Genomic DNA, 12,423 nt, shown 5'->3' with positions numbered 1-12,423 from the left:
TCATTCCTCCCCGTTCTTAATTTTTTCTACCACTTTATGAAAAATCTCTTCTATTTCCTCAAGTGTGCAGTCATAGCTCATGGCCGTCCGGATGCCATTTTCGAGTGCCTGGTAGACTGAACTGTGCTTAACATCCGCCTTTTCCGATTCAGCCACCTCGGCTACAAAGGTTCCCTTTCCCTGGATCGTGGTGATGAAGCCTTTATATTCAAGATCCTGATAAGCCCTTCTCGTTGTGATGACACTCACCTCAAGATCCTTAGAGAGGGAGCGGATGGACGGTAGCGGCGATCCTGCCGGGAGCACCCCGCTCGCAATCAAAGCTTTTATCTGGCCCTCAATCTGGTGGTAGATGGGAACGCGGGATTCCTTGGATAATCTGATAGGAAGCTCCAAGCGGTTTCCTCCTTTCTATGACAGATAGTCGATTGTAGACATTTTCTTCAGCATGTATTTTTTATAGAAGAGCGTGCAAGCCACTGCCGCTGCTATCGCCAGCACGGAAGTAAATAATGGCCATCTCCCCGCGGCCATAATCGTCCAGCCGACAAGGCCGCTGCTGTAGGTATTGAAAAGGATGACAGCTGCAATTCCTCCGCCATACAGCATAATGCTGTAAATGACCATGCGGGTGCGGTTGATCATATCGCCAGCTTCCATTACCGGGAAAGACAGGCCAAAGAAAATGCTGAAAGCAAGCCACATAAGAGTAAAGGCAGCAAATCCGCCCATTCCCAGCTCATGGTTCAGACTTGGACTAAAGCTGTACAGCAGAATCATGAAAATCAGCTGTGCTGGGATAACGGTCATAAAATAAGTCAAAAAACGGCTTTTCACCAAAATCCCTTTCCTGATCGGCAGCTGGCTCAGCGTCATGAAATAAGGGGAGGCCCATACATCTCTTTGCACCTTTTGAGATTGGAAGTCTTTTGTCCTCGACCAGGCCCCCGAGAATCCGAATAAGATCATAAACATAAAATCCACAATGGCAGTTTTGCCAATACCGAGCGAAAAAGCTAAAACGGTTACCCCAAGAAACAGGACAGTATTGAGTATGAGCTGTATAAAACCTCTAGCTGATTTGCCCAGTTCAAACTTAACGAGCCACATTGCTTCTTTCCATTCATTCAATTTTGATTCCTCCCACTGTTATACTGTTTATATATATATACACAGTATATGTTATTTAGTATTTTATTTCCAATGTTTTTAAAAATTTTTAAACACCAAAAACATTTGTTCCTTTTCTACTCACCACTTATTAAAAAATCCGGATAGGATATCCTCTGATAAGCTTAAGTCAAAATTTCCGATACCCTAAACAATTAAAGTTATTTGACGATAATAAATTGGTGAATCAGACCAATTAAAAGAAAGAGGAGTTTGCATAATGAAATTATCAATCAAGCAGAAATTAATAGGAAGCTTCCTAATTGTGTCCTTCATTTTTGGGATTGCATCCTTTATTTCATACAAAAATATGAAAGACTCAAATGAATCTTATGATTATGTAGTTGAAACTGTTGCTGAAGTAAGAGCACTGACACAATCCATCCAGACAGACGCTGCTCTGCAGACAGGCTATTACCGTGCTTTCCTGTTATATGATGAAGACAGTGAAAGTTTCAGAGATATGATGAATCAGGCAAATGAAAGAATCAATGCTTCTATAGCCAAAGGAAGAGAGCTGGCTACCCTGCAGGAAACACAGGATCGATTTAACTCTATCCAGGAAGCAAATAAGAACTTCAAGGAATTGGCTAACCAAATCATGGATGACAGCAGCATAGATAAGGAGAAAGCAATTGCTGACGGCTTAAAATTAATTGTCCCTATCAGCAATAATCTGACAGAGAGCACGCTTTCTATGCATGATTGGCTGAAAGAAGACATTCTTGATGTTAAATTTAAAGAAACACAGGAACAATCCAGCAAAGCACGAATGTTATTGCTTTCTCTAAGCATAGCCGCTGCATTAATTGCTTTGGCCAGCGGGATTATTATCTCTGTGTTAATCACCAGGCCAATTGCGAAACTGGGCAGTCTGGCCAAGCAGGTAGCTGGCGGAAATTTAAACGTGGATACATTGAATTTAAAGAATAAAGATGAAATTTTTGATTTAAATCAATCTTTCGAGGAAATGAAAAATAATCTCAGAGACATGATCAGCTCCATCTCTTCTAACTCTGATTTAGTGGCTGCATCTGCTGAGCAGCTGAATGCGAGTGCGGAACAGTCAACCATAGCCAGCGAAACAGTTTCATCTGCCATACAGGAAATTGCCGGTGGAGCCGAAACCACGACAATAAATCTGGAGAATAATTCAAAAGCCTTAAATGAAGTGCTTCAGGGCATTTTACATATCTCGGAAAGGTCAGCTAATGTGGCCGAGCTCTCAAGAAAGACAACTCAGGAGGCTGAAGAGGGGGAGAAACAGGTTACAGATAGCCTAGAACAAATGAAGTTTATTCACCATTCCATCAAGCGATCAAACCGAGTGATATCTTCTTTATCCAGCCGTTCAAAAGAAATAGGTTCAATCTCTGATGTGATCAGCGGGATTGCTGATCAAACAAACCTGCTGGCTTTAAATGCGGCAATTGAAGCGGCAAGAGCCGGAGAGCATGGGAAAGGATTTGCAGTGGTAGCTGATGAAGTGCGCAAATTAGCAGAGCAGTCTCAAGCATCAACAAAGAGTATCGCTGACCTGATTGCACTAATACAGCAGGATACAGAAGAATCAGTTAAAATCATGGATGAAGCTGTAATAAATGCAGAAGAAGGCGTAAAAGTTTCAGAACAAACATCTGAAAAATTTGCCGGGATATTAAATAGCACCAGAAACATTACCCCGCTGATTGAACAGGTTACTGCCACTGTCCAGCAGATTAGTGCCAGTATAGATGAAGCGACTAATGCAGCAATGGATATCTCGATGATGGCCCAGGAAAACGCATCAACTTCGGAAGAAGCTGCTGCATCAACAGAGGAACAGCTGGCATCAATGGAGGAAATCCATTCATCTGCCCAAGCATTGGCACAAATGGCTGAAGAATTGAAGCAGGTGGTAGATAAATTTAAAATCTAAGCAGTGCTAGTAGAGCCACTCATATTTTATGGGTGGTTTTTTATATTTCTATGAGCCTGCTACAGACGGAATAAGTAAGCAGTTCATAAAGGCGAGCTTATAAAGAAACACCGCCCTGCCTAGCAGGACGGTGCTCAAGAAGCTAACAGCTTTTATTCATTTGTTCCCCTTTTAAATGGCCACCAGTTTGCCTGGCCGAAGTTTTTCACCATCACCGGGATAAACAGAGGGAGGATGATGAACGCATACAACAGGAGTCCGACCAGGATGATCGAGGCAATCTGCAGCAATGACAGCATGCCGGATGGCATCATCGCCGCGAATGTACCGCCAAGGATGACAACTGCCGAGATGATGACAGTTCCCATCTTCTTCATCGCCATCAGCATCGCATCTGCTACAGAAAGGTCTTTATATTCATTGAAGCGGTCCATAAGGAAGATGCTGTAATCCACCCCAAGCGCAACAAGAATGACGAACCCGAAGAACGGCACTGCCCAGCTGATGCCTGTATAGCCGAGAATATCCACGAAGATCACTTCGTTCATCGCCATGGACGTGTAATAAGTCAGGATCAGTGATCCGATAATATAGACTGGCATAATAATAGAACGGAACAGGAATACAAGAATGATAGAAATGCCGACGAGCATCAGCACGACTGTGCGGGAATAATCCTTGCCTGACATCTCATCAAGATCTGCGTTCGTACTTGTAATTCCGCCCAATGCCAATTTAGCATTTTCAAGCTTTGTATCCTTCGTCGCCCTCTCCACGGCATCCTTAATTTCCGGAACCTGATTGATGGCTTCATTTGAATACGGATTTGCTTCAAAAATAACATCCAATGTCATCACTTTGCGGTCTTTTGACATATAAGCATCTACCGCCTGGTCGAAATCATCGCTTTCCAGGACTTCTTCCGGCAGATAGAATGCATTCAGGGAATCTGACTGCGACAGTCCGGACAGATAGTCCTGTGCAGAACCCAGTCCGTCTGATACCTGATTCAGCCCATCCACACTCTGATTAAGGCCGTCAGTCAGCTCACCCAGCTGGCCGCCGAGGCTGCCAAAGCCATCCAGCAGCTGCTTTTGGCCATCATTAACGCCTGCAAGTCCGTTTGACAGCTGCGGGAATCCATTGACAATCTGGCCCTGCCCGTCTGCCAGCTGTTCGAGGCCGGCCTGCTGCTGTTCGATGCCGGTGATGAGCTGCCCAATTCCCTCGGACAAATCCTGCTGGAAACCGACTGCCTGACCAAAACCTTTGTTTGCTGTGTTAAGTCCGTCCTTGACACCCCCAAGACCGTCATTCAGCTGTGTCAAGCCTTCTGCCAGAGGTGTAATATTTGCCTGTACATTCTGCACAGTTCCTTTAATTTTTTTGTAAGAATCATTTTCAGCTATTCCCTGATAATTATCTTCCAGTACAGCAAAATCATCTGCTGTAATGTCTGCAAGGGCTTTTGAAAGACCGTTTAATCCTGTACCAATATCATTATATTTAGCTTGCAGACCGCTTAACCCGTCTGCCGCTTCCTGATATCCTCCAAGTAATTTTTTATAATTTACAAGAAGCTCTTCCGCGCCGGCTTTTGTCTTCTCCAGCCCTTTTTTCAGCTCAGTGGATCCGGCTGTGCCCTGGCGGAGGCCGTCTTCAATTTTGGCCAGATTGGTTTGAATTTCAGAAAGGCCATTCTGAATTTCGCCTGTTCCTGATATCAATGTACCGATGCCTGAAACAGCCTGATCCAGCTCCGGCTCTGATTTAGACAGTTCGCTTCCTGCTTCCTGTAGCCCGTCGCTGATCTGTTCAAGTCCGTCTTTTCCTTCGCCCAGGCCATCTTCAAGGCTTTCGGCCTGCTTGGAGACGAAGAAATCTTCAATCGGCTCACCTGTCGGCCTTGTTACAGACCGGACAGTATCGACCAAGTCCACTTTTTCCAGCTCCTGGCTGATTTTTTCTGCGAGAGCGATGTATTCAGCTGAATCCATCCGCTCATCGTTCTGGAGCACAATTTGCGTCGGCATTGATTCACCAGGGCCAAAGCTGCCGCTGATGGCATCAAATGCCTTGATGGACGGTACATCCCCGCTGATTTCCTCCAGGGAGTTATAGGAAAGATCTCCGTCATACACCACAAGGAACGGCACACAAACCGCCGCAACTATGAACAGGGCAATGAATGGGCGTGCAAGCGAGAAGCGCCCGACAGTACCCCAAAGCTTGCTTTCACCATGCTCTGCCGTGCTTTTTGAAGGCCAGAAGATCTTTTGGCCGAGCACAGCCATAAAGAATGGCACTACCGTGAACAGGGCGATCAGCAGCAGCGCTACCCCTACGGCAACAGCTGAGGCTGACTGATACAGCTTAAACTGGGAGAACCCGATGGCCGCAAAGCCGATCATAACCGCCAATCCGCTGAAAAATACGGTGCGGCCGGCATTCTTATACGTCGCAACAATCGCATCTGCCGTTGATTCACTGTGAGCCAATTCTTCTTTAAACCGGCTCAGCAGCAGGATACAGTAATCAGTCCCGATACCGAAAAGGACGGCCACCAGGAAGATCTGCGTATAGTTGGAAATCGGGAAATCCACTTTATCCACCAGGATCGATACAATCGATTGTGAAGCTAGATATGAAAATCCGACAGTCAGCAGCGGAATGACCGGCGCCACGATAGAGCGGAATACCAGGAACAAGACAACGAGGATGAACACAACGGTAATCCCCTCTGTTTTCTTCAGGCCTTCCTCAGAGCTGGTGGTCAGATCTTCATTGATCATCCAGTTGCTCGTATAATAATGGTCAACATCCGCATCTTCAATGGTTTCATACAGAGCATCGCTCAGTTCGCCTGCTTCGCGGCCGTTCCAGCTGATGCTCAATGATGCGAGAATCGACTTCCCGTCATCGGAAACAAGCTGGTCTTTCAGGTTTTCTTCTGTAAAATGGGAGAGGATCTGCGTGATCCCAAGCTCCTCTTTATTTGCTTCCAGATCATTGATGGCTTTCTCAGCTTCTTTGATCTGATCTGCCGACAGCTTTTTATCATCATGGAAAACAAGGGCCACAGAGGTCTCATCGCCTCCGCCTTCCTGCTTCTGCACTTCGTCCATGATCTGGCCGGCCAGCTTGGAGGAGTATTCCTCCGGCACATCCACCTGCCCTTTTTCACGGACAAGATCAGCCATATTAGGGGCCAGGAAAAACAATCCGGCAATAACTGCGATCCATGCAATCAGGACAAACCATTTTCTCTTGATTATTGTATACACGCCTATTCCTCCACCTGTTGATCTTTAATTTCAAGCAGAATACTGCCCAGTTTTTCATAGGTTGTGATAAACTGCTCTATCTCCTGCTGGTCAAATTTTTTGATAAAAGATTCAACCAGCTTGTTGATGCGCTCTTCCGTTTCCAAAAAAAGCTCCCTGCCTTTTTCAGAAAGCGTCAAGTACACGACCCTGCGGTCTTTTTCATCACGGGTCCGTTCGATCAGGCCCTTCTCAAACAGTCTGTTAATGATGGCCGTGATCGCACTTTTTTTGACATCGAACACCTCAGCCAATTCTGTTGACGTGCAGTTCTCTGAATGGTGGATGTATCTGAGCGTGTAATGCTGGTCATTCGTCAGTTCATCCCCTAGCTGGCACTTTACCAGGTTTTCGCCCGTCTTGTTTACTGAGAAGGAAACGGATATGTACCGGTCCACTAAGTCTTTTATATTCTCATGCGGCATGCATTATTCACCTCTCCCGCTATAAAGTTCTACCCTTTAATAATTCAACACTTTAACTAATTTATCTTAATTGTATTTTTCTGTCAAGGGGGAGTTTTTGAGTAAAAATTGAACTCAAATGGATTTCCTATAATTGAACTATTTCTGTAAAAAAAGAGGTTTTTCAGGTATCTGCTTGTTATGGGTGTTGATTTCCGTTCCAGGCACTTCGCTTTCCGCGGGGCGGAGTTGAGCCTCCTCACGCTGCGCGCTGCGGGGTCTCAACATTTCCGCTGCAATCCCGCTGGAGTCTTCGTGCCTTCCACTGCAATCAACAGGTTTTTGAAACTCGTTTAGCTTATGTAACCAAGGCTGTTGAACAATCAAAAAAAAAGAGGTACGGAATGAGATTATTCCGTACCCCTGCTGTCTTTTATTTGCTTAGTCGATTAGGTTTTTCTGTTTCAGAAAGTCGATTGCTACTTCGCGCGGGTTTTCTTTGTCGAGGTCGACTCTGGCATTCATTTCAGCCATTTCTTCCTCGGAAATCTGGTTGCCGAGCCTGTTGATGACTTCTTCAAGCTCTGGATATTTTGCCAGTGTTTCCTGGCGGATGATTGGTGCTGCATAGTATGGCGGGAAGAATTGCCTGTCATCTTCAAGCACCTTCAGGCCGAAGCGGACAATCCGCCCGTCTGTGGTAAAGGCAGGGATGGCATCTACTTCCCCTTCCTGTACAGCGGAGTACATCAGGTTTGCATCCAATGTCCGCTTTTCGCTGAAATCGAGATTATATGCCTCAGTGAAAGCGGTAAATCCATCCTCACGCTCGTAAAAATCTGCAGGACCCCCAAATTGGAGCTCCGAGGACACAGAAGAAAGGTCGGAAATTTTTTCAGCACCATACTCACTGTCGGTTTCCTGATTGACTGCAAGGGCGTATGTGTTCTGGAATCCTAAAGGCTCCATCCACTCCAGCTGGTATTCTTCGCTGTAGCCTTCCTTTACCTTGTTATAAATATCCTCCGGGCTGTCCTCCGGGTTATAAGATTCCTTCATGATCGTCAGGAGACCAGTCCCCGTATAATCCACATACATATCAATATCGCCTTTTCGAAGGGCCTGGGTCAGGATCGGGGTATCTCCGAGCCCTTCCTGCACCCTTACATTATAATCTGTCTGATCTTGAATATATTCTGACAGGGTATGAGGGAGGATATACTGCTCTGTCCATCTTTTCCCGCCAAGGACGATGGTATCTTCCTCATTGCCTCCCCTGAGTCCAAAGAACAATGCCAGCGCAGCAATAGGAATGAGGACTAAGGAAATCTTTTTCCAGTTCACCTTCCTGCCTCTGCGCGGGTCGGTGGCAATTTCAATCCTTTTTAGGATCAAATCAATGACAATCGCAAGGACCGCTGCAGGGATCGCACCTGCAAGCACGAGCTCATTGCGGGCTGTGGACAGGCCCCTGTATATCAGGTCCCCAAGGCCGCCTGCCCCTATGAATGCGGCCAGGGTCGCCACCCCGATTGTCAGAACGGCCGCTGTCCGCAGTCCTGCCATGATGATCGGCAATGCAAGAGGAAGCTCAATCATCCTGAGGATCTGGTTGCTTGTCATCCCCATGCCGCGTCCTGCCTCAACGGCAGACTGGTCTACACCATTGATGCCTGTATATGTATTTCTTAAAAGAGGCAGCAAAGCATACACAGTCAAGGCGATGATCGCCGTTACATTTCCTATCCCGAACAGGGGAAGCAAGAATCCGAACAGCGCAAGGCTCGGAATCGTCTGGAAGATGGATGTAATGCCAATGATCGGCTCAGCCAGCTTCTTCCTCCGCGAAATAAAGATGCCCAAAGGCAGGGATATGGCTGCTGCTATCACAATGGAAACAACCGACAAAAATAAATGCTGCTGAAGGGCTTCCAGAATTTCAGGCCATCTATTTTTAAAAATATCAACAACGAGTACAAAGAAATTATCATTCATTTATAGTGCCCCCTTCAGCCGGTGATGAAATTTTCATCCCCGCCAGGCCTCTCATCATCGTGGACCTTGTGATAAGCCCGGCAAGCTTTCCGCCCTCAAGGACGGGAATGTAAAGGGACCCTTTGGCAAACAGCTCAGCAACCTCATTATAAGGTGCATCAACGAGTACTGACTGATAGTCCGCGCTCATAATATCGCCAAGCGTTTTTTCTTCCTCGGCGTAATTTTTTTCGACATCATCAATGGTTGCAATGCCGAGAAGCTCATTCTCGCCATTCACTACAAAAAGTGAGTCAACCTTATATGTTTTCATCGTTTTCAACGCCTGTGCCAGACCCCTGCCTGGACGCGCTGTAATAACCTTCCTGAGCATCAGGTCAGCAGCAGCAGGCTGTCCGTTCTCAGCGTCATTCAGGCGGTCTTCGCCTATGAAGCCTTTGACAAACTCATTCTTTGGATAACGCAGAATTCTTTCCGGCGTATCGAACTGGATGATCTCTCCGTCTTTTAAAATGGCAATCCGGTCGGCGATTTTAATGGCCTCATCCATATCGTGGGTGACAAACACAATGGTCTTTTTGATGGTTTCCTGCAGCTTGACCAGCTCATCCTGCAGCTGCTCACGGCTGATCGGATCCAGTGCGCTGAAAGGCTCGTCCATAAGGATGATGGGCGGTTCTGCCGCCAGGGCGCGGATAACGCCTACACGCTGCTGCTGTCCGCCCGACAGCTCGCCGGGGAACCGGGTCCGGTATTCTTTCGGATCCAGGCCGACAAGCTCCAGTAATTCGTCCACTTTATCGGAGTACTGCTCCTTCTCCCAGCCTTTAAGCCTCGGAACAAGTGTAATATTATCTTCAATGGTCATATGGGGAAGCAGGCCGATCTGCTGGATCACATAGCCGATATCCCTGCGCAGCTTCACAGGATCCTTTTTGGATATGTCTTCTCCATTGATAAAAATCTGGCCGCTGGACGGCTCAATAAGCCGGTTGATCATTTTCATGGTTGTCGTCTTTCCGCAGCCGCTCGGCCCGATCAGGGCAACCAGTTCCCCTTCTTCTATATGGAAATCAATATCCTTGAGGGCAACAAAGCCATCCGGATATTTCTTTCCTACATGCTTAAACGTAATCAATAATCAACGCCTCTTTCATTATGTAGTGCTGCTAGGTTTAACATGCCCAAAACAGGCAGCTTGAATGAATGCACAGAAAAAACAGGCTGTAGCATCATAAGCAGCCAGGTATATACTATTGGATTTGCAAAATGGTATTAGACAAGAGTTCTGCGATTAGCAGATGCAGATAAATGCGGGAATTTCAAAGACAGGTAGATCCTGAAAGATTGATTTGCCTTATATGGCGCTGAGGATTTTGGCCATAAAATCGCGGATTCAGCAAATCAATGTATTGAGCAGGCTTTCGCCGTTCCCAAATACTCAGCAGCATGATGCGGTGGAGACCGCCAGAGCTGCCTGCCCTAAACAGGGCTGATGCAAAAAAATGAAATCCCAATAGCAATAATTCTTTGTAGCCTTCCCTCCTTTATATAGTCCAACTTTTTACCCATCTCTATTTAATTGTAAACATAAATGACACAGTTTTTCAAATTTATTTGAAATAACGACTGTTTTAACTTGATGCTGAATTCAATTTTCAGTGGTTTCTTAGTGAATGAAGCTGCGATTTAAAAACACAGCACAATAACTGCCAGCTTACATATTGTTTTTTAATCAAACGGACATGGATTCTACCAAATCCGACTTTAATTTCACCAATTGAGCTTATATTCTACCAAATTGGACAAGGATTCTACCGAATCGGCCAAATATTCTGCCGATTGAATATCCCCCCTGCTAAACAGACTCTTTTTTAACTCATCTGCACGCCACGCCATTTATTTGCCAATTAATCACCATCAGCCAGCTTTTCCATGTTGGAATCCAGCACGTTTTCCGCAATTTCAGTCCCGGCTTAATAAAGCAAAAAAGGCCGCCATTAAGGCAGCCAGGCTAGGATACGGAAACAGGTGATTCGCAGCATGTAACTCTGTTTCTGCCTCCATTTTTTGATTGATATAAAGCAGTGTCTGCATTGTGAAGCAGCCGTTCGAGCGTCATTCCCGGTGCTGCTTCTGCCGCTCCAAAACTCGCGGTCAATGAAATCATTCCCGTTTCAGAAGGCAGAAAAACCTCTTCGATTCCGGCCCTGATTTTTTCCGCCTGATCAGCCGCTGACTCTAGATCGGCACCAGGAAGGCAGATGACAAATTCCTCTCCTCCGTAGCGTGCAAAAATTGAACCTCCCCCCAGCAGGCTTCCGCTGACCCGCGCTATATGCCGAAGCGCTTCATCGCCCTGCAGATGTCCATACTGATCATTGATATTCTTAAAATAATCGATATCAAACAAAATGACTGACATGGTTCCCCCGGCAGCTTCCGCTTCCTTAAGAAGCCTGCCGCTCTGCTCAATGAAATAGGTCCGGTTATAAATGCCTGTCAGCCCATCTTTAAAAGCAAGCTCCTCCAGTTTCTGCCTTAGCTGTACTTCCTGGGTGATATTGCTGAGGATCACCGTAGTACCGGCCAATTCGCCGCTGCTTTTTTTTATCGGGAAAGAATGGATCTGGATATAAGTTTCTGCCTCGCTCTCAAACTTATGGATGCCGGAATAGCTGCCGCCATCAGCCCCGGTCCCTGAATATGCTGCAGCCGGCTGGAGAACTACCTTCATCTTTTCACCGATTGAGCTGGAATCAAGCCCTGGCAGCATTTCCTCTGCAGCCGGGTTAAAGTCCACAAGTCCATCATCCTGGGCAAAAACGAGAACACCATCTCTCATGCTTTCAAAGACCCGTTCCTTTGCGATCGGTGCGGCTGTCAGCCTGTCCATAAAAAAGGCGCGCAAATATAAAAAGGATGTCAGGCACATCACCATCGGAACAGGATCCATGCCGTAAGGGGAATATCCCATTAAATAAAGGAAAGAGGCTGTCATGGGGATCGTCAGTCCCGCGAACATGGTCATCAGCTGCCTTCTGTAGGCGAATCCTGCCCTCTTCCAATACCATACAACCATGCAAGCCCCTGCAAAAAGGCTGCCGAAGGTAAAGCTGCCATGAATCACATACCAAAAGCCAACATCCATATCTACAAGCAGATATGACCCCTCCCGGTGCAGATGATATCCGGTGTAAAAAAGGCCATGCCAATCATTTGTCAGCACCATAACCATGCTGATGAAAGGAATGGTGTATAAAAGAATAAGATTGAGGGTGGTCAAATATCTGTCCAAACCTGTGAATCTCATGATCATGACTAATGTGATAGGGGAAATAAAGGGCAGGCCCGCATATTGAAAGGCAATCCAGAACTTGATTTCTGCCAGCGAATCAGCTGTCAGTTCAAAAGCATGCCCGAATATGTAGATGGCCGAGGTAACCGCTATCCAGACAAAGGTTTTGCCGGCTGAAAAGGTCTTTCTTTTAGCAAAGGCATACATGCCCAAAATGCTTGTCAGGACTCCGGATACAGAGATCAGAACCATATAGCTGAAAATATCTGAGTTCATTATATTCACCAGGTTAATTTTTTGCTTTAATGGTACCAT

8 protein-coding genes are annotated in these 12,423 nt (G+C 46.2%); 1 reads left to right on the top strand and 7 read right to left on the bottom strand.

The window, feature by feature from the left end; translation table 11 throughout:
* Complete coding sequence (locus Q9R36_RS17415; RefSeq protein ID WP_009793102.1) at nucleotides 1–396, bottom strand: GntR family transcriptional regulator; 396 nt, start codon at nucleotides 394–396, stop codon at nucleotides 1–3.
* A 15-nt stretch (nucleotides 397–411) separates the two neighbouring features.
* Nucleotides 412–1,131, bottom strand: a complete 720-nt coding sequence (locus Q9R36_RS17410) for a hypothetical protein (RefSeq protein ID WP_311225628.1) — start codon at nucleotides 1,129–1,131, stop codon at nucleotides 412–414.
* A 259-nt stretch (nucleotides 1,132–1,390) separates the two neighbouring features.
* On the opposite strand from Q9R36_RS17410, the gene Q9R36_RS17405 reads away from it, so the two are divergent.
* The gene (locus tag Q9R36_RS17405) at nucleotides 1,391–3,088 is read left to right on the top strand and encodes a methyl-accepting chemotaxis protein (RefSeq protein WP_311225627.1); all 1,698 of its coding nucleotides are present in this window, start codon (nucleotides 1,391–1,393) and stop codon (nucleotides 3,086–3,088) included.
* Between the two features lie 152 nt (nucleotides 3,089–3,240).
* Here Q9R36_RS17405 and Q9R36_RS17400 read toward each other — a convergent pair whose 3' ends face one another.
* The 5 genes from Q9R36_RS17400 to Q9R36_RS17380 all read right to left on the bottom strand — a co-directional run bounded on the left by Q9R36_RS17400 (nucleotide 3,241) and on the right by Q9R36_RS17380 (nucleotide 12,384).
* The gene (locus Q9R36_RS17400) at nucleotides 3,241–6,372 is read right to left on the bottom strand and encodes an MMPL family transporter (protein ID WP_311225626.1); all 3,132 of its coding nucleotides are present in this window, start codon (nucleotides 6,370–6,372) and stop codon (nucleotides 3,241–3,243) included.
* 2 nt (nucleotides 6,373–6,374) lie between these two features.
* Nucleotides 6,375–6,836, bottom strand: a complete 462-nt coding sequence (locus tag Q9R36_RS17395) for a MarR family winged helix-turn-helix transcriptional regulator (protein WP_311225625.1) — start codon at nucleotides 6,834–6,836, stop codon at nucleotides 6,375–6,377.
* 420 nt (nucleotides 6,837–7,256) lie between these two features.
* A complete protein-coding gene (locus tag Q9R36_RS17390; protein WP_311225624.1) occupies nucleotides 7,257–8,810 on the bottom strand; it encodes a glycine betaine ABC transporter substrate-binding protein in 1,554 nt (517 codons plus the stop codon).
* A complete protein-coding gene (locus tag Q9R36_RS17385) occupies nucleotides 8,803–9,948 on the bottom strand; it encodes an ABC transporter ATP-binding protein (RefSeq protein ID WP_009793096.1) in 1,146 nt (381 codons plus the stop codon). Before Q9R36_RS17385 ends, Q9R36_RS17390 begins: the two co-directional genes overlap by 8 nt.
* An 876-nt stretch (nucleotides 9,949–10,824) precedes the next feature.
* Nucleotides 10,825–12,384 carry a histidine kinase N-terminal 7TM domain-containing diguanylate cyclase gene (locus tag Q9R36_RS17380; protein ID WP_311225623.1) on the bottom strand — a complete coding sequence of 520 codons (1,560 nt, stop codon included), beginning with the start codon at nucleotides 12,382–12,384 and terminating at the stop codon, nucleotides 10,825–10,827.
* Nucleotides 12,385–12,423: the final 39 nt, after the last annotated feature.

Origin of the sequence: Bacillus sp. AG4(2022) (assembly GCF_031844465.1) — a bacterium.
In the GTDB taxonomy this organism is placed as follows: domain Bacteria; phylum Bacillota; class Bacilli; order Bacillales; family Cytobacillaceae; genus Bacillus_AB; species Bacillus_AB infantis.
The sequence above is the reverse complement of the archived record's forward strand: the minus strand, read 5'-3'. Positions and strand labels throughout refer to the sequence as shown.